This is a genomic window from Actinomadura meridiana, assembly GCF_039537545.1.
Taxonomy (GTDB): Bacteria; Actinomycetota; Actinomycetes; order Streptosporangiales; family Streptosporangiaceae; genus Spirillospora; species Spirillospora meridiana.
In genome coordinates this window covers 873793-894213 of sequence record NZ_BAABAS010000006.1, presented here as the reverse complement: position 1 = coordinate 894213, position 20421 = coordinate 873793, and the positions used below count along the sequence as shown (strand labels likewise).

The following is a 20421-nucleotide window of genomic DNA, read 5'->3' as shown; positions in this document are numbered from 1 at the left end:
GCGGGCGGGTCGTACCGGTAGCCGTGGCCGCGCATGGTCACGATCCGGCCCGTGTCGTCGCCGTGCGCCGCGAGCTTGCGGCGCACGACGCACACGTGGACGTCGAGCGTCTTGGTCGCGCCGAACCAGTTCTCGCCCCACACCTCCCGCATCAGCACGTCGCGCGGCACGGGCCGCCCGGCCCGGCGCACCAGCGCCGCCAGCAGGTCGAACTCGCGGGGCCGCAGGTTCAGCTCGCGGTCGGCGAGGAACACCTGCCGGGCCGCGACGTCGAGCGTGAGCGCCCCGACCTTCATCAGTTCGGGGGACATCTCGGACCGGCGGCGGCCGAGCGCCCGGAGCCGGGCCAGCAGTTCCCCCGGCCGGAACGGTTTGATCATGTAGTCGTCGGCGCCCGCGTCCAGCGCCATGACGATCTCGACCTCGCGGGCGCGGGCGGTGACCACGAGGATGCCCACCTCGGGCAGCCTGGCCCGCAGCCACCGGCACAGGACGACGCCGTCCATGTCGGGCAGGCCGAGGTCGAGCAGGACGAGCCGGGGGCGGCCGCGCAGCACCGTCTCGGTCGCCTGCCCGCCGTCGCGCGCCAGCGTCGCCGCGTATCCCTCGGCGCGCAGAATGGCGACCAGATCGGAGCCGATTTCCGCGTCGTCTTCGACGATCAGCAGGTCAGCGTCGGGCACCGTTCCATTCTACGTTTCGTCCTGATCGCCGCTCCGCCGGGCTCGGCACAGAATCTCGCCGTGGGTGACGCTGAACCACCCGTCGTCGGCGGCCGCCCACGCCTTCCAGCCGTCATAGACGCGTCGTAGTTCCGCGCGGGTCGCGTAGCCGCCGCTCACGGCCCGGTCGGCGACCGACGACCGGAGCAGTCGCCCACCCCACGACTCGCTCCACCATTCGCGCTCCTCCGGGGTGGAGTAGCACCACGCCGAGGAGGACGCCGTGATGTCGGTGAACCCGGCGGCGCGGGCCCAGGACACGAGGCGGCGGCCCCCGTCGGGTTCGCCGCCGTTGCCGCGGGCGACCCGGTAGTAGATCGGCAGCCAGGCGTCCATGCCGGGCGGGTTCGGGTACCAGATCATGGCGCCGAAGTCGGCATCGCGGGCGGCGACGATCCCGCCGGGCTTGGCGACGCGGTGCATCTCGCGCAACGCCCCCACGGGGTCGGCGACGTGCTGGAGGACCTGGTGGGCGTGGACGACGTCGAACATCCCGTCCGGGAAGTCGAGGGCGTGGACGTCGGCGACCGCGAACTCGACGTTGCCCAGCCCTTCGGTGTTCTTGCGCGCCTCGTCCAGGACGGTCTGCGCGGAGTCGGCGGCGACGACCCGGCCCGGGGCGACCCGCTGGGCGAACCCGGCGGTGATCGTGCCGGGGCCGCAGCCGACGTCCAGCACCGAGGCGCCGGGACGCAGATGCTCGACCAGGTAGGCGGCGGAGTTCTCGACGGTCCGCCACGTGTGCGAACTCAGGACGCTCTCGTGGTGGCCGTGGGTGTAGGTCGCGTTCGGGGACATCGGATCGCCTCTCTGTGCCGTGCCCCCACCCTACGATCTCTTCTCATATTTTGAGAAATCAATCTCATTATATGAGACGAGGAGCAAGAAAAGAGGAGCAAGAAAAAGGGACCGGGTCGTCCCGGTCCCTTTCGTCTTTGTCTTCGTCGGTGGCGGTGCTCGCGGGTCAGGCCGCCGCGGCGATGGCGGCGGGCACGCGCCTCGGAACGGTCCGCATGGGCAGCGCTTCGACAGCGGCCAGCGCGGGGGCGGGTTCGGGGTAGGCGTTCAGCACCGCGTGCGAGAGTTCGGTGAGCCACGGCTCGACGACGGTCCGCTCGGCGGACCCGTCGAACCGCGGGTGGGAGAGATGGAACGTGCCAGTCGCTGCGCTCATGCCGACACCCCTTCCTTAGCCCGGTGGGCCGCGCCTCTGCGGTCACCACCGACTACTTACGTACCCGTAACTACGTCACTACAAGCCACTCGGTTCGACACATGTTCCCCGGTGTCGCCCGAATCACATGGTCAACGCTACGCACGACCACTGACATTCTCGAACCCTTATTCGACGGCCCGGGAGGTGCGTCCACGGAACGAGTCGACGATCTCCATGACCGGCATGACCACGCCGCCGTAGATCAAGAACACGGCGAACACGAGGATGAAAGGTATATAGATCGCATTCATGGCTCCAGCGTGCGCGGAACCACCTGGCCCTCACATCGGACCTGAGGTCGTTTCCAGCGGGGCGATATCAGCCGAACGGTCGATCCGCCAGTCGGCCACGGGTCGTACGCTGCGTTGGCGTGAGCGACGTAAGCACACGGCTCGACCGCGTCCACCTGGTGGGCGGCTGCCTGGCGCGCGCCGCGTACGCGGCGTTCGCCGGGTTGTTCCTGCTGGTCTGCCTGGTGGCCGACCTCCGCTACCACCCCAACCTGTGGATGGTGTTCGTCGCGGCCGTGGCCAACGTCGCCGCGGTCACCGGGCGGCGCTTCGTCGTGTGGACGGTCACCGCCGGATCCCTGTCGGCGCTCACGACCCTCGCCCTCGGAATGTCGGGCGGCCTCATCTCGCCCGTGGAGAGCGTGGTCGCGGAGACGGGCGCCCTGCTGATCCTCCTCGCCCGGACGGCGTGGAAGGCGGAGCGGCGGCGGCTCGTCCCCATCGCGGCCCTGCTCGCCACCGCGATCCTCGCGACGCCGCTGCGCTGGTCGCCGATCACTGCGGTGATGTTCACCGCACCGCTCGGCATCGCGGGGGCGGTCGCCGTCGGGGTCGGGCTGTACCTGCGGGCACTGGACGCGCGGCGGACCAGGTCCGTCGCCGCCGCGCGCCGGGACGAACGGCTCGACCTGGCCCGCGACCTGCACGACTTCGTCGCCCACCATGTGACGGGCATCGTCGTCCAGGCGCAGGCGGCGCGGTTCGTCGCCCGGTCGGGGGCGGCGCCGCCCACGGCCGGGCAGCTCGACGCCATGTTCGGGGAGATCGAGAAGGCGGGCACCGAGGCCCTCACCTCGATGCGCCGCGTGGTCGGACTGCTGCGCGACGCCCAGCACGTCGCCGGGGACGGCGACGGGACCGGCGGCGCGGACGGGACCGTCACGACCCATCCGGTCGGTGACCTCGGGCAGCTGCACGACCTCGTCGCCGGGTTCACCCACCCGCCCGCCGCGCTGACGCTCGCGTCCGACCTCGGCGCGCTCCCGCCGGAGGTGGCGGCCTCCGCGCACCGCGTCGTGCAGGAGGCGCTCACCAACATCCGCAAGCACGCCGCCGACGCCGAGATCGTCCAGGTCACGCTCACGCGCCTCGGCGGCGACGTCGAGGTCGCGGTCCGCGACGACGGGCGGGGCCGGGGCCGCCGCCTCCCGTCCGGCGGGTTCGGGCTGACCGGCCTGTCCGAACGGGTCGGCGCGCTCGGCGGGCGGCTGCGCGCCGGCCCGCGCGCCGGGGGCGGCTGGGAGGTCGTCGCCGTGCTGCCCACCGGGGACGGCTGACCCGACGAATGTGGCAGACCTGACAGAATCGGCGTCGTGCCCATCCGCGTACTGATCGCCGACGACCAGGAGATGGTCCGCACCGGGTTCCGGATGATCGTCGACTCGCAGCCCGACATGGAGGTGGTCGGGGACGCCCCCGACGGCGCCGAGGCCGTCGCGCTGGCCCGCCGCCTCCGTCCCGACGTGTGCCTGTTCGACATCCGGATGCCGAAGCTGGACGGCCTCGCGGCGACCCGGGCCCTCACCGGTCCCGGCGTCCCCGACCCGCCGCGCATCGTCATCGTCACCACCTTCGACCTGGACGAGTACGTGTACGGGGCCCTGCGCGACGGCGCGGTCGGGTTCCTGCTCAAGGACAGCGGGCCCGCGCTGCTGGTCGAGGCCGTCCGCGCGGCGGCGAACGGGGAGTCGCTGGTGTCGCCGTCCATCACCGTCCGGCTGCTGGAGCACCTGGCCCGTCGGCCCGCCGCGCCCGCCCCGCCCCGCGACGCCCTCACCGACCGGGAACTGGAGGTCGTGCGGCTCGTCGCCCGCGGCCGGACCAACGAGGAGATCGCCGGGGACCTGCACGTGTCGCTGTCCACGATCAAGACGCATCTCGGCAGCGTCCACCGCAAGCTCGGCGCCCGGAACCGGGTCGAGGCCGCCGCCTGGGCCTGGGAGTCAGGTCTCATGGCCTGAATCGGGCCGTTCCGGGGTGTGGGGGTCGTCCCCCACAAGGGCACGGGGAGACGAACGAACGTACGGGGGAAGGACGAGGCGCTGGCACCGGAGTCGTTGAACGGCCTGCCCGTCGTGGTGGTGACCCTCTGGGTGCTGTGCGCCGCCGGGTGGGGCGCCGTCCTCGCCGGGCTGCGCAACGGCGTCCACGGGCGGGCGCGCGGCCCGTCCCTGTTCGCGCACACCATCACGTTTCCGGGCGTCGTGCTGACGTTCTCGCTGATCGGCTTCGGGTCGCTGTACGCGACGATCGCGCTGACCGCCGAATGGTGGGCGCTGCTGCTGGTCACCGGTTTCCGTCCCGAACGGCTCCTCAGCACCGGCGGCCTCGGCCGTCTCGCCGCCTGGGCCGCGCTCACCGCGGCCGTCACGTACGCCACCGCCCGGCTCGTCTTCCGGGTGTGAAGATCCACACGTACCGGGGCGAACCTGTGTTGGAAGGCGTCAGTCAAACGTACGTAGTATCCAGAGCAGGGGAACGCAAAGGCCGTCGGAGGTGAACCATGCCGTGTGCGCTGTGCGGCGACATCATCCCGGCTGAGGTCGCCCGCTGCCCGGCGTGCGGGGCCTGGGCGCGGCGCCGCGACTTCCGCGCCGTCGGCGTCGCCGTGTTCATGCTGCTCGGGTTCAACGCCTTCGTCGCGCTCGGCTCCGGCATCAGCCTGCTCCGCCTCGCCCATCCCCTGCGCGGTGAGACGCACGACGGCTACAGCGCCACCGTCACCGGCGACGCCCTCTCGCCCTACGCCGACGTGTTCACGATCAGCGCGATCATGGCGGTCGTCACCGGCGCGCTGTACCTGACGTGGCTGTGGCGCGCCTACCGGCAGTCGCCCGGCCCGCACCGGCATCGTCGCGCCTGGGTCCTGCTCGGCTGGTTCTGTCCCGTCGTCAACCTGTGGCTGCCGCCCCGCATGGTGTACGAGGTGTGGGTCAACAGTGGCCGGTACCGGACGGCCGAACGGCAGGCGGCGGGCCTCGTGGTCGCCGCCTGGTGGGCGTGCTCGCTGCTCGGCCTCGTCCTCGGCCGCGCGTTCACCCACGGCAGCGTCGAGACCCTCGCCGACGCCCGCTTCGACGTCCACGTCGGCGTCGCCGCCGCCGCGTTCCAGGCCCTGGCCGCCACCCTGTGCATGGCGACGGTCTTCCAGATCACCCGCCTCCAGTGCCTGCCCGTGTCGTCCTCGGCCCAGACGCCCGGAAACGCCTGACCTACGAGCCCGAACTGCCCGGGCTGGTGTGCCACAGCCGCGTCGACGGCGGCCGTTTGACGGCCCCGCCCGCGTGCCCGATGTCGGAGTACGGGGACATCGCGAACCCCGTCGGCTGGACGATCCGTCGTCCGACCGGACGCGCGGGCGGGGACGCGACGGCCATCGCGGCGCGGAGGGCGTCCCGTCCGCCACGGCGCCATTCCTCGTGGAGGGCGTTCAGGTCCCAGCAGGCGTTCGCGGTGATCGACACGGCGCGGGCCCCGGCGCGGCGGACGCGCCCCCGGGCGACGAGCAGCCAGTGGCCGAAGACGGTCGCGGCGCACCGGTCCTGCACCGACTCGAAGAACGTGAGGTCGACGGGGCCGGTCGCGTCGTCCAGCGTGGCGAAGATGACCCGCTGCCCCGACCGGACCGCCGGGGTCTGCGTGGCGACCTTGACCCCCGCGACGAGGACTTCACTTCCGTCGGGACGGCCGGGCAGCTCGACGGCACGAACGACGCCCAGGTCGGCGAGCAGGTCTCCGTAGAACGTGATGACGTGACGGCTGACGTCCATGCCCAGGACGTCCAGCTCCGCCTCGACGATCTCGGCGGGCGTCATCGGAGGCAGCTCGCCCACGGGAATGTGCTCCTCCAGGCCGGGCACCACGTCGTCGTCCAGAAGCAGCTGGCCCTCCATGACGCGGGCGGGACGGGCGCCGAGCCGGTCCAGGACACCGACGCGGCACAGCAGGTCGCGCCGCCCCACGCCACCGTGCACGGCGTCGAACGCACCGGCCAGGACCAGCCGCTCGGCGGTCGGCCTGGACACCCGGGCGCTGCGCCAGAAATCGGTCAGCGACGTGTGCGGACGGGACTCGACGATCGTGCTGACCTCGGCGTCCGAGATCCCCTTGACCTCGTTCAACGCGACCCGGATGCCGGTCGGGCCGCCCTCGGAGACGGGTTCGGCGTGCCAGTCGGCGGCCGAGCGGTTGACGTCCAGGGGCAGGATCGGCACGCCGAAGTGCCGCGCGTCGTCCAGGATGACGCGCTTCGGGTACAGGCCGGGGTCGTGGGTGAGGACGCCCGCGTAGAACTCGGCGGTGTGGTGCCGTTTCAGCCACGCCGACTGGTAGGTGGGCAGCGCGAACGACGCGGCGTGCGCCTTGCAGAAGCCGAACGCCCCGAACGCGGTCAGCATCCGCCAGGCACGTTCGACGGACGCCTCCTCGTACCCCCGCGCCAGCGCCCTCTTCCGGAACCACGCGCCGACCACGGCCTGCCCCCGCTCGTGGTTGAGGCTCCGCCGCGCGGCCTCCGCCCGCGAAAGGCCGCACCCGGTCATGACGTCGAAGACCCACAGCACCTGCTCGTGAAAGATGATCACGCCGAGGGTCTCCCGCAACACGGATTCGAGGTCCGGATGCGGATAGGCGGGCTCCCGGGCGCCCGCGCGCGCCTCCAGGAACGGCGACACCATGTCGGAGTTGACGGGCCCCGGACGGAACAGCGAGATGTCGAGGATCAGATCGTCCAGGTCACGCGGCTGAAGGCGGCCGATCAGCTCCCGCTGGCCGGGCGACTCGATCTGGAAGCAGCCGAGCGTCCGGGATGTGCGGATCAGCTCGAACGTCGCGGGATCGTCGCGCGGGACGTCCTCCAACGCGATCTCCGCCCCCGACAGCCGAGCGACCTCCGCCACGGCGTGCGCCATCGCCGACTGCATCCGCACCCCGATCACGTCGAGCTTGAGCAGGCCCAACGCCTCTACGTCGTCCTTGTCGAACTGGCTCATCGGGAACCCCACCGCGGCCCGCTCGACGGGCGTCCGGTCGCGCAGCGTCGGATTCGACAGCAGGACGCCACAGGGGTGCATCGCGATATGCCGGGGCAGACCGTCCAGCCGCTCGGCGATCCGGAAGAGCACCTCCAACCGCGCACTCCCCAGACCGCTCTGCCGCAGTTCGGGCAAGTCGTCGAGCGCCGCCCGGATCTGGTTCGCCCTGATCTGCGGAAACGCCTTGGCGATCGCGTCGATCTCCAGCGGCGGCAGCCCCATCGCGTTGCCGACGTCCCGGATCGCGCTGCGCGCCCGGTAGGTCTCCATCATCGACACGCAGGCGGTGCTCTCCGCCCCGAACCGGTCGAACAGCGCCTGATACGCCTCCAGCCGCCGCGCCGACTCCACGTCCAGGTCGATGTCGGGCAGCCCCTCACGACTGTCGGCGAGGAACCGCTCCATGACGAGGTCGTGCCGCAACGGATCAAGGTCACCGATCCCGAGCAGGTAATTGACCAGGCTCCCCGCACCAGACCCACGTACAGCACACCGAATACCCCGCCCCCTGATCAACGCGGCGGCATCGGCAACCGTCAGGAAGTAGGAAGCCAACCCCTTCCTCCCAATCACACCCAGCTCGTCATCAAGCCGAGCACCCGCCTCCCCCGACCCGACAAGCCCCCGCCGAACCATCCCGTCCGCACACCGAGCCATGAGCAGGGCATACGGATCGCCATCAACATCCGGCAGGTGAAGGCCACCCAGGTCAAGATCGACGACGCAGCGTTCGGACAGCCGCCGGGTCTCGGCCAACAACACGTCCGCCTCATCAAGCCCGCACCCCAACTCCACGGCACGCCGCAGCTCAGGTATCGACTTCAGATAGGCATGCCCGGTCCGATCGTCGAGGTGCCGCCTATCCAGCGGAGCAAGGCGACGCGTCGCGTCCAAGACCTGCGCGACCGGATAATCGGCCGCGTCCAGATACCGGACGGCGTTGCCGACCACGGCAGGCACCCCGGCCGCCCGCGCGAGCGCCAACATCCGCGCCGCCCGGTGCCCATCCCCCCGGTCGAACCGGTTCACGATCTCCACCACGACCTCGGCCACCCCACGCCACTGCCCCAACAGCCCCTCCGCCAAGTCAGGCCGACGCCCCGCGACAGCACGTCCCACATCAGATTCCGGACCGAGCAGCACAACCAGCCCCTCGGCATGGGCCCCGACCATCTGCCGCGTCACCACGGGCTTTCCGCGCTCCCCCACAGCATGCGCCGCCGTCACGAGCCGACACAGCGACCGCCACCCGTCCCGTCCCTCGGCGAGCACCACGATCCGCTCCTCGCCGGTGGACGCGACCCGCAGATCGACACCGACAACGGCCCCGATCCCAACCTCCGCGCATGACCGAACGTGACGGACGGCACCGTACAGACCGTCGCGATCGGTCAACGCGAGCGTCTCCATCCCGAGCCCCGCCGCCCGCTCGGCCAGCGCGGCGGGCGGCGCGACGCCGTACCGCAGCGAGTAGCACGAGGCGACATGAAGGTGCACGTCAGTCCCATACCCGGGAAAGCAACCAGCTGTCGGCGACCACGTCGTAACGCAGCTCGTAAACGCCGACCTCCCGCCCGGGAGCCGCCTCGACCCGCCAGAACTCCCGCTCCCCGCTGGCCTCCCCGTCGGGATACCGCTCCCGCCACCAGTCACGCGTCGTGACCCAATGCTCCAACACCCGCCGCACGGTGTAGAGCCGTCCACCCCACACGAACCGCACGGGACGCCCGTCACTCACCCACACGTCCACCGGGTCACCGAACACACGCGTCATCTGCCTCCCCCTCGACCTCACCGCACGAGGGGAAGAGAGCATGCGGCCTATTCGAACAAACGTTCGCACAGAGTCTAGGGAACGCCCCACCCCGGGAGCAAGGCACCCCACCACGTGGACAAACCGCGACCACAATCACGGGTTGGGTGGCCGGAGGCGCCCCAGCGCCTCCGGCCACCCAACCCGACGACGCAGGCGACCGCAGCGACGCAAACGAACCGCGACAGGCCCCAAAAACCGCGACAGCGCCGTGAGGATCGCCTGCGTCGCGACGGGGGTTCCAGGGGGTCGCCCCCCTGGGTCAACACAGCATTTGGGCGAGGCGGGCGGCGACTGTTTCTGGTTGGGTTACGTCGGCCATGCCGCCGCCGGGCCAGAGGTAGTACCAGCCGTCGCCGGACGGGGTGGCGACGACCATGAGGCGGCGGCGCGTCCGGGCGCCGGACACGCTCAGCAGGGACTCCTCGGGGCCGGCGAGCCGCCAGGTGAGGCCGCGGGCCTCGACCTCGCGTGCGAGCGCCGCGAGGTGACGCCGGCGCGTCTCGGCGATCTCCCGCCCACCGACTACAGACACATCAGCCGCCTCAGTGGTCCGGGGCGCCGGATAATGACCACGGGCGATCGTCCGGCGACAATTGGTGACCAGCATCAGCATGACCCGGATCGTCGGGCCGCGCAGGGAAACCCGCGGAATCGGGTGGCCCGTCGCTCATGCGGAGGTGACGTCCGTGATAAAAGCCTCTCAAAGGACGGGCGTTCACCCGTCCGCGTGACGCGGAGAGTTAGGAGCGAGCCGATGAGCGCCGTGCCGCCCGGCGACCCGTCTGATCCCGCGCTGGCGGGGCTCCGCGAGCGCAAGAAGCAGCGGACCCGGCTCGCGCTGATCGACGCGGCGCTGGAGCTGTTCGTCTCCCAGGGGTACGAGGAGACGACGATCGACGAGATCGTGGCGGCCGTGGACGTGTCGCAGCGGACGTTCTTCCGTTACTTCGCCACCAAGGAGGACGTCGTCACGGGCTTCCTCGGCGAGCACGACCAGGGGATGGAGGACGCCCTGGCGGCAAGACCGGCCGGGGAGCGGCCGTTCACCGCGCTGTACGAGTCGCTCCGCGCCATCCTGCGGACGATCGCGACGGGCGACCCGGCCGACAGCGTCCGGTTCCGCCGCGTCCGGCAGGTGATCGAGGCGACGCCGTCGCTGATGGCGGCGCAGATGGCGCGGTACGCGGCGTCGACGGAGGCGCTGGCCGCCGAGATCGCGCGGCGCGAGGGCGTGGACCCACTGGACGATCTGCGCCCCCGGGTCGTCGTCGCGTTCTTCATGTCCGCCACCAAGATCGCGTTCGAGGACTGCGCCCGGCTGGACATCTGGGATCCGGCGACGGTCGCGGAACGGGTCGAGACCGCCGTGGCGCTGGTCGGGGAGACCATGCGCGACTGGGTCTGAGCGCCGGGTGGAATAGGCCGCCGGGCGGGCAGGTTCCGCGAGAGCGATCTTCCGACCGGTAGGAGAACGACATGCGCGCGATCGTGATCACCGAGAACGGCGGCCCCGAGGTGCTGGTGATCGGGGAGCCTCCCGTCCCGGAGCCGGGTCCCGGGGAGGTGCTGATCGACGTGGCGGCGGCGGGCGTCAACTTCATCGACGTGTACTTCAGGACGGGCGCGTACCCGCGGACGCCGCCGTACACGCCGGGCATGGAGGCGGCGGGCACGGTCGCGGCGGTCGGGGAGGGTGTGACGGAGTTCTCGGTCGGCGACCGCGTGGCCAGTGCCAACGTGACGGGCGCGTACGCGGAGAAGGCCATCGCGGCGGCGGACAGGGTCGTCCCCGTCCCGGACGGGGTGGGCCTCGACGACGCGGCCGCCGCGCTGTTGCAGGGCATGACGGCGCACTACCTGACACGGTCGACGTACCCGATCCAGGAGGGCGACACGGTCCTCGTGCACGCGGCGGCGGGCGGCATGGGTCTGCTGCTCACGCAGACGGCCAAGGCCCTCGGCGCCACGGTGCTCGCGACGGCGTCCACCCCGGAGAAGGAGAAGCTCGCCAAGGACGCGGGCGCCGACGTCACGATGGGGTACGACGGTTTCGCCGACCGGGTGCGGGAGCTGACCGGCGGGACGGGCGTCGCGGCCGTGTACGACGGCGTCGGCGCGCCCACGTTCGAGGGGAGCCTCGCGAGCCTGCGTCCGCGCGGGATGCTCGCGCTGTACGGGGCCGCGGGCGGGAAGGTGCCGCCGTTCGATCCGCAGCGGCTCAACGCGGGCGGGTCGCTGTTCCTCACGCGGCCGACACTGGCCCATTACGTCGCGGCCCGCGACGAGCTGCTGGAGCGTGCCGCCGACGTCTACCGGTGGGTGGAGTCCGGCGACCTCAACGTCCATGTCGGGCGCCGTTACGACCTCGCCGAGGCGGGTGCCGCGCACACCGATCTGGAGGGACGGCGGACCACCGGCAAGCTCCTGCTGATTCCCTGACCGTCCGCCGCGGCCCGGCGGCTCCCTTAGGGTTGGCCTCGTATAGACGATCTTCGAGGAGACCGCCCGCCATGACCGCATACGCCGCCGAACCGCTGGAGCAGGACGAACCACGCGTCCTCGGGCCCTACCGCCTGCTCGGACGGCTCGGCCGCGGCGGCATGGGAACGGTCTACCTGGGCGCGGAGCCCGACGGACGCCGGGTCGCGGTCAAGGTCGTCAACCGTGAACTGGCCGGGGAGCAGGCGTTTCTCACCCGGTTCCGGCAGGAGGTGACCGCGGCCCGTCGCGTTCATCGCTTTTGCACCGCTCCCGTGCTGGACGCCGGGCTCGACCAGGATCCGCCCTACATCGTCACCGAGTACATCGACGGTCCGAGCCTGGAACGCACCGTCGGGGGCAAGGGGCCGCTGCCCGGCTCCGACCTGGAGGGCATCGCGGTCGGGGTCGCCACGGCGCTCGCCGCGATCCACGGGGCCGGGATCGTCCACCGGGATCTGAAGCCCGCGAACGTGCTGCTGTCGTCCACCGGCCCCCGCGTCATCGACTTCGGCATCGCCCGCGCGCTGGACGCGCCGAACGGCCCGACCCGCACCGGCCAGTTCGTCGGGACCCCGGCGTACATCGCGCCCGAGGTGCTGCGCGGCGAGCCCGTCGAGCAGGCGTCGGACGTCTTCTCATGGGGCTGCGTCGTCACCTACGCCGGGACGGGCCGTCCACCGTTCCAGGGCAAGTCGGTCGCGGAGACGTTCCAGCGGATCAGCCACGAGGAACCCGATCTCGACGGTCTCGACCCGCGGCTGCGCGAGATCGTCGCCGCCGCGCTCGTCAAGGACCCGCGCGAGCGTCCGACGGCGCGGCAGATCCTCACCCGGCTCGTCGGCCAGGAGAGCCCGGAGCACGCCGTGGAGACGATCACGGCGACCTGGAAGGGACCCGCCCCCGACCCGGCGCCGGAAAAGGACGTACCGCGCCCGAGGTTCGCCCCGGAGGCGGACCGGTCGACCACGGCCGACGCACCCTCGACGCCCCCGACGCAGGCGCCCTCCCCCGCCCGGAGCGGACCCGCCGCGGACACCGACACCGTGGTCGTCGACCTGCCGTACCCGGCGCAGTGGCAGGGGCCGCGGCGCTGGTTCACCCTGATCAGGGGCCTGCTCGTCCTCCCGCACCTGATGCTGATGACGGCCATGTTCGCGATCCTGGTCGCCGTGATGGTGCTGAGCTGGCTGGTCATTCCGTTCACCGGCCGCTACCCGCGCGGCCTGTACCGGCTGGTCGTCGGCTGGCAGCGCTGGTCCGGCCGCGTGGTGGCGTACGCCTTCGGTCTCACCGGCGAGAAACTCCCGCCGTTCCGGTCTCTTCCCCCGGAACGTCGAACGCGCTGACCGTTTTGTGCGTCCGAAATAGCGCACCCACTAGGGTTTCCACGGAAACGACTGCCGATATCCAGTTCAGGACCACGATGACTACGCACGCGGGAGAGAACGGCGAGGCGCTGCGCCCTGACGACCCCACGGAACTCGGCCCCTACCAGATCGTCGGCAGGCTCGGCCGCGGCGGCATGGGGACGGTCTATCTCGGCGCGGACCGCACCGGTCGCCGCGTCGCCGTCAAGGTGATCAACCGGGAGCTGGCAGGGGAGGCCGCGTTCCGCGACCGGTTCCGGCGCGAGGTGACGGCGGCCCGGCAGGTCCGCCGGTTCTGCACCGCGCCCGTGCTGGACGCCGAGTTGGACGAGAACCCGCTGTACGTCGTCACCGAGTACATCGAGGGCCCGAGCCTGGAACGGGCGGTCGCCGAGCGCGGCCCGCTGCCGGGCTCCGACCTGGAGGGCGTGGCGGTCGGGGTCGCCACGGCGCTCGCCGCGATCCACGGGGCCGGGATCGTCCACCGGGACCTGAAGCCCGCGAACGTGCTGCTGTCGTCCACCGGCCCCCGCGTGATCGACTTCGGCATCGCCCGCGCGCTCGACGCCGCCGACGGGCCCACACGCACCGGCCAGTTCGTCGGGACGCCCAACTACCTGCCGCCCGAACTGCTGCGCGGCGAACCGGTCACACCCGCGTCGGACGTGTTCTCGTGGGGCTGCGTCGTCGCCTACGCCGGGACGGGCAGCGCGCCGTTCGCGGGCAACACCGTCCCGGAGATCTTCTACCGCGTCGCGCACGACGAGCCGAAGCTGGACGGGCTCGACCCCGGCCTGCGGGACGTGGTCGCCGCCGCGCTCGACAAGGACCCACGGAACCGGCCGTCCGTCCAGGACCTGCTGGGACGGCTCGTCGGCAACGGCAAGGCCGACCCGGCGACGCTCGCCGAGACCGTCCAGGCGGGCTGGCACGCGACCCCGACCGACCCGACCGTGCAGGCCCACCCCGGGCAGCCCTCCGGACCAGCCGCCGGTCCGCCCGCCGGGCAGACCGCGTTCCAGCAGGGCCCGACGGCGATGCTCGGCGCCGACGTCACGCGCCGCGACACCGGAGGCCCCCGCCGCCGAGCCGGTGGGGCGCCCCGCCGTCCGCTGATCATCGCCGGGGCTGCGGTGGCCGTGCTCGCGGTCCTCGCCGTCGTCGGGTTCACCGTGCTGCGCCCGGACGGCCCGCCCGACAACCTCGCCACCACGTTCAGCGACGACTTCTCCAACGACGACTCCGGCTGGGGCAACATCGGGACCGACTACGGCTACCGCGACGGCAAGTACTGGATGCAGACCGCCACCTACACCGCGTCCGTCACCCGGTGGGTGCCGAAGGAAAACGTGAACGCCTTCCCCGACCCGGTCCTGGCGACCGTGACGGTGAACGTCACGCAGGGCCCCGATGACGCGCTGTTCGGGCTTCTGTGCCGGGGAAACAACCAGAACAGCAAGATCTCCCAGTACCTGTTCATGGTCCGCAACGACGGCAAGGGCGCGGTGCTCCGCAAGACCAACGGGGACCAGGGCATCAAGGAACTGGCCGCGCCCGACTCGGTTCCCGGCTACTCCGACAAGGGCCCGAACAAGCTCCAGATCGCCTGCGAGGGGAAGGGCGGCAAGCAGGTCCGGCTGCGCCTGTGGGTGAACGGGAAGCAGGTCATCGACACCACCGACTCCGACCAGCCGCTGGGCAACGGCTGGGTCGGGATGGAGGTCGACCGGGGCGGCAACGAGGCCCAGCAGGTGAGCGCCCAGTTCGACGACTTCGACATGTCGAAGATTCGCGGTTAGCCCTCGCCGTCGTCTGCGGGCAGGTAGCCGCTCGTCCAGCGGGCCAGTTCGGTGAACACCTGCGACCGGGCGGGCTCGGCCGACAGCACCAGGTCGTGCAGGCCGCCGTCGATGCGGACGAGCGTGACGTGCCGTCCGATCCTGGGCGCCCACCGCGCCATGTGCTCCACGTCCAGGACGGCGTCGGCGCCCGTCACGTCGGGCACCCTGCGCGTGGGACGGACGCTGCGCGTGGACGCCATGACCAGCACAGGGACATCAACGTCCAAACCCTTGTGCAGGCGCAGCTGACCACGCCGGACGGCCGCCAACCACCCCGCACGCACCGGGAACCCGGGGATCGGCTTCCAACCCAGATCGAAGTCCCATTCGCCATCGTGGTCACGGTGAAGGCTGCGCGGATAGCGGTCTGACACGCTCGCAGGCAGTTTCGCCTTCGGAAACCGTGGCCGCAGGGCCCGCGCAAGACCGGCGCCTAGCTTGCGCATCAGCAGCGGCTCCGCGATGTCGAGGAACGGGCTGTTCAGGAAGACCGCGTCGACCAGGCCCTGCCCTTTCGCCTTGTCGGCCCAGAGCGCGGCGATGAGCCCGCCCGTCGAGTGGCCGTTCAGTAGGAGGGTGTCGTGCCCGTCCACGTCCCGGACGATCCGGACGGCCTCGTCGATCTCCGGGAAGTAGTCCGACAGGCTCTCGATGTAGTTCGGCGTCTGGTGTGGACGCAGCGACCGCCCGTACTTGCGCAGGTCCAGCGCGTAGAAGTCGAAACCCAGGCCCAGATAGAAGTCGGCCAGGTGCTTCTGGAAAAAGTAGTCGATGAACCCATGCAGATACAGCACCGCACGCCGGGACGGCTCAGTACCGCGCCGCCGGACCAGCGTCGCGACGACCTCCCCTTCGGCGTCCCGGCCAAGCGGCAGCTCGATCGCCTCGTACCCGGGGCCGAGCACATCCGTCGTCGCCTCCACGCCGCCTCCCTCGTCACAGACGTCACCGTGACTGAACGGTACAGACCGGAGCCCGGCGGGGCCCTCCGAGGGGCCTCAGTCCTTGTGCCCGGTCGTCGCGACGGTCACGCCGAGGCCGATCATCATCAGCCCACCAGTGCCGCCGATCGCGGCCAGGCGGCGGGGCGAGCGGGCGAACCATTCGCGGGCCGTCCCGGCGGCGATGCCCCACACGCTGTCGCTGAGCAGCGCGATCACCGCGAAGACCAGCCCGAACACCATCATCTGCACGGGCGCGTGCCCCTGCTCCCGGACGACGAACTGCGGGAGGACGGCCGCGAAGAACACGGTCGTCTTCGGGTTCGTCACACCGACCACGAACCCTTGCAGGAGGGCTCGCCCGTCGCCGCCCTGGCCTTCCTCGTCCGCCGCGATCGTCTCCTGGAGGGACCGGCGGTGCCGGAAGGCCTGCACCCCGAGATAGACGATGTAGACGGCACCCACCACCTTCAACGCGGTGAACACGATGGCGGAGCGTTCCACGATCGAGCCGACGCCGATCGCCACGGCGACGGTCAGCACGAGCGAGGCGAGCACCCCGCCACCGACGCCCGCGAGCGCCGTCCGGCGACCGTGCGCCAGCGCGCGCCCCACGACGAACAGCACGTTCGGCCCCGGAATGATAATGATCGCGAACGCCATCACGGCGAACGCGAGCGTTTGATGCATCGACACCATGCCCGCGACACTACGCAGCCCGTCCCGCCCGTCCCACCGAATTTCCGGGCCCTCCACCGCTCCAGACGGCCCGGGCTGGACCGGCGCGTCGAGCGGCGTTTGTGATCAAGACTGGAAGACGTTCCAGATGTCGCCGCGCCGTACCAGCAGGTCGTGGGTGAGGAGGCTTCCGGCGGGGACGTCCCATGCCGGGTCGCCGCCGGGGTCGCCGCGGTCCGCGCGGTCTCCGGCCCACACCTGCGTCACCGTCCAGCGGAGCTTGTCGACGCCGTCCGGGTGGCCGGTGCCGGACGCGACGAACACGTCCCGCGCCGGGACCGCGACGACGAGGTCGCCGTCGACGTCCTGCGCGAGCTTGTCCAGGAAGCCCTCGTCCAGCAGCAGGCCCGACTCCAGGGTGCCGATGGACGCCGCCGCGTCACCGCCGCCGAGCGACACCGTCACGGCGCGCACGTCCGGAGACCATTCCAGGCGCAGGTCGGGACGCAGGTTCCGCAGGTTGAGCACCGCGCGGCGGCGCAGCTCCCCCGGCGGGACGCCCAGCTCGTCGCAGTGCCGCCGCGCCACATGCTCGTGCCGGCGGCCGGACGGGACGCCCTCGTCGACGATCTCCAGCGCGTAGGTGGCGTACAGGTCGGCGGCGAACGGGTCGCGGATCGGCTCCTCGTCCGGCGGCAGCGGGAACTCCAACTGGACCTCCGCCGGCACCCGCGCCCTCATCAGCGGGACGATCAGACTGGACCGCGGGTCGGTCACGGGAGTCCTCCTGAAGCCTGCGCCCGGTGTCTCGGATGGATCACCCTACCGTCGCGGCGGGCGCCCCGCCCGGCGGCACGACGGGAAGGCCGCGCGGCGCGCCGCCCTCGATGATCCGCCACACGGCGTCGGTGTCCAGATGCTCCTCGACGAGGTCGCCGAGCGCGTCGAACGTCGCCTCCCGCAACGCCTGGAAACACACGTCGGGCGCGGGCGTGAAATCGCGGCCGCTCTCCTCCGCGACGTCCTTGAGAAAGGCGCGCCTGAACCCGTCGTTCTCCATTGCGCCGTGCCAGGTCGTCCCCCAGACGGCGCCTTCACGGCAGCCGTCGAGAAACGGTTCTCCTTCCGCCGTCACCGTGCCGTGGTGAATCTCGTAGGCGTGGACGTCTTCGCCGTATGCGCGCCCGGACGGACGTCCGAGGGTCTTCTCTTTCCCGAACTCCACCGTCGCGGGCAGAATCCCGAGCCCGGCGACCCGTCCGGCGCCCGACTCGACGTCATCGACGATTTCACGGGCGAGCATCTGATAGCCGCCGCAAATGCCGAGGACTGGGCGCCCTTCTCGGACGCGCTTGAGGATCTCGTCGGCCATTCCGCGCTCCCGCAGCCACGCCAGGTCGTTCACCGTCGCGCGGGTTCCCGGCAGGACGACCAGATCGGCCTCCGCCAGATCCCCGGCGCTGGCCGCGTAGCGGACGACGACACCCGGCTCGCAGGCCAGCGCGTCCAGATCGGTGAAGTTGGAAATCCGTGGAAACCTGACCACCGCGATCCGCAGGGTCTGCTTTCCGACCGGGCCTCTCGCGTCGGGTCGGGGCGCGTCCAGAGCCAAGGTGTCTTCGGAATCCAGATACAGCCCGAGTTTCCAGGGCAGCACACCCAGCGTCGGACGGCCCGTGAGCTTCTCCAACTGGTCGAGACCCGGCTCCAGCAGTTCCCGCGCGCCACGGAACTTGTTGATGACGAACCCCGCGATCAGTGCCTGGTCCGCGGGCTCAAGAAGGGCCACCGTCCCGAACAGCGAGGCGAACACACCGCCCCGGTCGATGTCCCCGACCACGACCACGGGAAGGTCGGCGGCTCGCGCGAGCCCCATGTTCACGATGTCGCCCGCCCGCAGATTGATTTCGGCCGGACTTCCCGCGCCCTCGCAGATCACCACGTCATACTCGTCCCGAAGCTCCGCGAGACTCCTCTCCACCACGCCCGCGAGCCACGCCTTGCGCTCCCCGTACTGCCGGGCGTCGACCTCTCCCACCGGACGTCCGAGAACCACGACCTGACTGCGCCGATCGCTGCCCGGTTTGAGCAGCACCGGATTCATCACCGCCCTCGGCTCGACGCCCGCCGCCTGCGCCTGCATGTACTGGGCCCGGCCGATCTCCGCACCGTCACTCGTCACCATCGAATTCAGCGACATGTTCTGGGCCTTGAACGGCGCGACCTTCACGCCCCGCCTCGCGAGCCACCGGCACAACCCCGCCGTGACCACGCTCTTCCCCGCGTCCGACGTCGTCCCGGCGACGAGCAGCCCGCTCACCGCAGACTCCAGACAATGGCCGCCGCAGCGAACGTCACCGCCGCCGAAAGGCCCACGGCCCTCCTGATGTCCCGCGCTTCGGGGGCACGCCCGTCGCCCATCTCGGGGCGCCGCTCGACCCGTCCGCCGTATTCGTTGACGCCACCGAGCCGAACCCCGAGCGCACCCGCGAACGCCGCCTCACACCGTCCGGCATTGGGACTCGGATGCTTCTTCCCGTCCCGCCACAACACCCGCCACGAATCACGCCCCGAGAACAACGCGACAAGGGCGCCCGTCGCCCGCGCCGGAACCCAGTTGAGGGCATCGTCCAACCGCGCCGCCGCCCACCCGAACCGCTCATACCTCGGACTCCGGTACCCGACCATCGCGTCCAACGTGTTGACGGCCCGGTAGACCAACAACCCCGGAATCCCCGCCACCGCACCCCACACCAAGGGCGCGACCGCCGCATCCGACGTGTTCTCCGCCACCGACTCGACAACGGCCCGCACCAGACCGGCTTCGTCCAGCCCCCTCGGATCCCGCGCGCACAAATGCGAAAGCCGTCCCCGAGCACCCTCAAGCTCCCCACCCTCCAACAACCGCGCCATGACAAGGCCCTCGCGCCCCAACGACGTCCCCCCGAGCACAACCCAGGTGCATCCCGCCGTCACCAGAACACTCCTCCCGGCGACCCGCTCAAGCGCGACCCCAACGGCCCCCGCACCGCCGACCAAAACCCCGGCATACACAACCCCACGCCACCGGGAATCCCCGTAAACCCACTTCTCGGCCGCCGAAGCGACCTTCCCGAAGCCAGCGACCGGATGCCACCTCTTCGGATCCCCGAACAGAGCGTCCAACGCCACCCCGAGAAGCAGCCCCTCACCAGAGACACGCATCAAGCTCATCCCAGTTCCGCTCAAGCCAATCCTGCGCCCGCCGAATCCGCTGCCCGGACCCCGGCCACATCCGCGCCCAGCCCCCACCACTCTCGGCCCGAGCCCGCATCACCCGATAAGACCGCTCGAACCTTACCTGGGCCGTCGGCAGGACATCCCTCCTCAGCTCCCGCTCCAACCCGTAGGCATCGCAGAAAACCCGCAGCCGCCTCCCCACATCGACCTGGTAGAGCACCGCGTCCCGATCGGCAGGATCGGCGATCGGCCCCCAATGCCGCAACGCCGTCACCACGTCGAACAACCGCGTCGTGGGCCGCGCCAGATCAAAGTCAATCAGCGCCACCGGCACCCCACCACGAAAGACCACGTTCTCCGGCGTCACGTCACAGTGCCCGATGACCTCCGGCTCCCCGTCGAGGTTCGACGTCTCCCCGTCCCAGGGCGCCCCGTCCGGCGCCTCATAGCCCGCAACCGCCTCGTGATACCGCCGCAGCAACCGCCCAACACCCCGCAACACCTCCTCAGACCCCACATACGGGGGCAACGGCACCCGTGGCGCCTCCCCCGGCACCCAACTCAGAACCTCCCGCCCCCGCCCGTCGACCCCCAACACCCGCGGCGCCCCGTCGAACCCCACCGACTCCAGATACCGCAACAACTCGTGCACGGCCGGACTATGCGCCCGCAACGGCCTCCGCACCGTCTCCCCGACCCGAACCACGCCCTCCGACACACCTCCACCGAAGAGCGGGACCTCAAAGTTCACCACCACACCAACCAAAGATAGAACCCTTGATCCACTCCCCCGCGACAACGCCCCAAATAGATGTGG

General features: G+C 71.1%; 20 protein-coding genes and 1 pseudogene. 8 read left to right on the top strand and 13 right to left on the bottom strand.

Annotated elements, in window-relative coordinates; all coding sequences use genetic code 11:
* Positions 1-26 precede the first annotated feature (26 nt).
* From ABD808_RS17080 to ABD808_RS17065, 4 genes and pseudogenes are all read right to left on the bottom strand, one after another.
* Positions 27-683, bottom strand: a pseudogene (locus ABD808_RS17080) (response regulator transcription factor); the annotation flags it as partial.
* A 9-nt stretch (positions 684-692) separates the two neighbouring features.
* Positions 693-1520: a methyltransferase domain-containing protein gene (locus ABD808_RS17075; RefSeq protein ID WP_344897480.1), complete on the bottom strand. Its 828-nt coding sequence runs from the start codon at positions 1518-1520 to the stop codon at positions 693-695.
* Between the two features lie 166 nt (positions 1521-1686).
* Positions 1687-1896: a hypothetical protein gene (locus ABD808_RS17070; RefSeq protein ID WP_344897477.1), complete on the bottom strand. Its 210-nt coding sequence runs from the start codon at positions 1894-1896 to the stop codon at positions 1687-1689.
* 167 nt (positions 1897-2063) lie between these two features.
* On the bottom strand, positions 2064-2189 hold the full coding sequence (locus ABD808_RS17065; RefSeq protein ID WP_344897474.1) for a hypothetical protein: 126 nt from the start codon (positions 2187-2189) through the stop codon (positions 2064-2066).
* 119 nt (positions 2190-2308) lie between these two features.
* On the opposite strand from ABD808_RS17065, the gene ABD808_RS17060 reads away from it, so the two are divergent.
* From ABD808_RS17060 to ABD808_RS17045, 4 genes are all read left to right on the top strand, one after another.
* Positions 2309-3505, top strand: coding sequence for a sensor histidine kinase (locus ABD808_RS17060; RefSeq protein ID WP_344897471.1), 1197 nt, complete (start codon positions 2309-2311; stop codon positions 3503-3505).
* Between the two features lie 36 nt (positions 3506-3541).
* Entirely contained in the window at positions 3542-4189 is a 648-nt protein-coding gene (locus ABD808_RS17055) for a response regulator (RefSeq protein WP_344897468.1), read from the top strand.
* Between the two features lie 18 nt (positions 4190-4207).
* A complete protein-coding gene (locus ABD808_RS17050) occupies positions 4208-4633 on the top strand; it encodes a hypothetical protein (protein WP_344897465.1) in 426 nt (141 codons plus the stop codon).
* A gap of 98 nt (positions 4634-4731) precedes the next feature.
* On the top strand, positions 4732-5439 hold the full coding sequence (locus ABD808_RS17045) for a DUF4328 domain-containing protein (protein ID WP_344897462.1): 708 nt from the start codon (positions 4732-4734) through the stop codon (positions 5437-5439).
* 1 nt (position 5440) lies between these two features.
* On the opposite strand, the gene ABD808_RS17040 is transcribed toward ABD808_RS17045, so the two are convergent.
* The 3 genes from ABD808_RS17040 to ABD808_RS17030 all read right to left on the bottom strand — a co-directional run bounded on the left by ABD808_RS17040 (position 5441) and on the right by ABD808_RS17030 (position 9609).
* On the bottom strand, positions 5441-8758 hold the full coding sequence (locus ABD808_RS17040; RefSeq protein WP_344897459.1) for a DNA polymerase III subunit alpha: 3318 nt from the start codon (positions 8756-8758) through the stop codon (positions 5441-5443).
* 1 nt (position 8759) lies between these two features.
* On the bottom strand, positions 8760-9035 hold the full coding sequence (locus ABD808_RS17035; RefSeq protein ID WP_344897456.1) for a DUF6504 family protein: 276 nt from the start codon (positions 9033-9035) through the stop codon (positions 8760-8762).
* A 301-nt stretch (positions 9036-9336) separates the two neighbouring features.
* The gene (locus ABD808_RS17030) at positions 9337-9609 is read right to left on the bottom strand and encodes a hypothetical protein (RefSeq protein WP_344897453.1); all 273 of its coding nucleotides are present in this window, start codon (positions 9607-9609) and stop codon (positions 9337-9339) included.
* 222 nt (positions 9610-9831) lie between these two features.
* Between ABD808_RS17030 and ABD808_RS17025 the strand changes: the two genes are divergently transcribed.
* From ABD808_RS17025 to ABD808_RS17010, 4 genes are all read left to right on the top strand, one after another.
* Positions 9832-10482 (top strand): TetR family transcriptional regulator, encoded by a 651-nt coding sequence (locus tag ABD808_RS17025; RefSeq protein WP_344897450.1) that lies wholly within the window; start codon positions 9832-9834, stop codon positions 10480-10482.
* 71 nt (positions 10483-10553) lie between these two features.
* Complete coding sequence (locus ABD808_RS17020; RefSeq protein ID WP_344897447.1) at positions 10554-11516, top strand: quinone oxidoreductase family protein; 963 nt, start codon at positions 10554-10556, stop codon at positions 11514-11516.
* Between the two features lie 71 nt (positions 11517-11587).
* On the top strand, positions 11588-12904 hold the full coding sequence (locus ABD808_RS17015; protein ID WP_344897444.1) for a DUF4389 domain-containing protein: 1317 nt from the start codon (positions 11588-11590) through the stop codon (positions 12902-12904).
* A 77-nt stretch (positions 12905-12981) separates the two neighbouring features.
* Positions 12982-14724, top strand: coding sequence for a serine/threonine protein kinase (locus tag ABD808_RS17010; protein WP_344897441.1), 1743 nt, complete (start codon positions 12982-12984; stop codon positions 14722-14724).
* Here ABD808_RS17010 and ABD808_RS17005 read toward each other — a convergent pair.
* From ABD808_RS17005 to ABD808_RS16980, 6 genes are all read right to left on the bottom strand, one after another.
* Positions 14721-15689 carry an alpha/beta hydrolase gene (locus tag ABD808_RS17005; protein WP_344897438.1) on the bottom strand — a complete coding sequence of 323 codons (969 nt, stop codon included), beginning with the start codon at positions 15687-15689 and terminating at the stop codon, positions 14721-14723. The genes ABD808_RS17010 and ABD808_RS17005 overlap by 4 nt on opposite strands.
* A 75-nt stretch (positions 15690-15764) precedes the next feature.
* Positions 15765-16406 (bottom strand): LysE family translocator, encoded by a 642-nt coding sequence (locus tag ABD808_RS17000; protein ID WP_344897435.1) that lies wholly within the window; start codon positions 16404-16406, stop codon positions 15765-15767.
* 105 nt (positions 16407-16511) lie between these two features.
* The gene (locus tag ABD808_RS16995; RefSeq protein WP_344897432.1) at positions 16512-17162 is read right to left on the bottom strand and encodes a DUF1444 domain-containing protein; all 651 of its coding nucleotides are present in this window, start codon (positions 17160-17162) and stop codon (positions 16512-16514) included.
* A gap of 40 nt (positions 17163-17202) precedes the next feature.
* Complete coding sequence (locus ABD808_RS16990) at positions 17203-18705, bottom strand: cobyric acid synthase (RefSeq protein WP_344897429.1); 1503 nt, start codon at positions 18703-18705, stop codon at positions 17203-17205.
* Positions 18702-19598: a cobalamin biosynthesis protein gene (locus ABD808_RS16985; protein ID WP_425548940.1), complete on the bottom strand. Its 897-nt coding sequence runs from the start codon at positions 19596-19598 to the stop codon at positions 18702-18704. Before ABD808_RS16985 ends, ABD808_RS16990 begins: the two co-directional genes overlap by 4 nt.
* The gene (locus tag ABD808_RS16980) at positions 19573-20085 is read right to left on the bottom strand and encodes a phosphotransferase (RefSeq protein ID WP_344897423.1); all 513 of its coding nucleotides are present in this window, start codon (positions 20083-20085) and stop codon (positions 19573-19575) included. Before ABD808_RS16980 ends, ABD808_RS16985 begins: the two co-directional genes overlap by 26 nt.
* Positions 20086-20421: the final 336 nt, after the last annotated feature.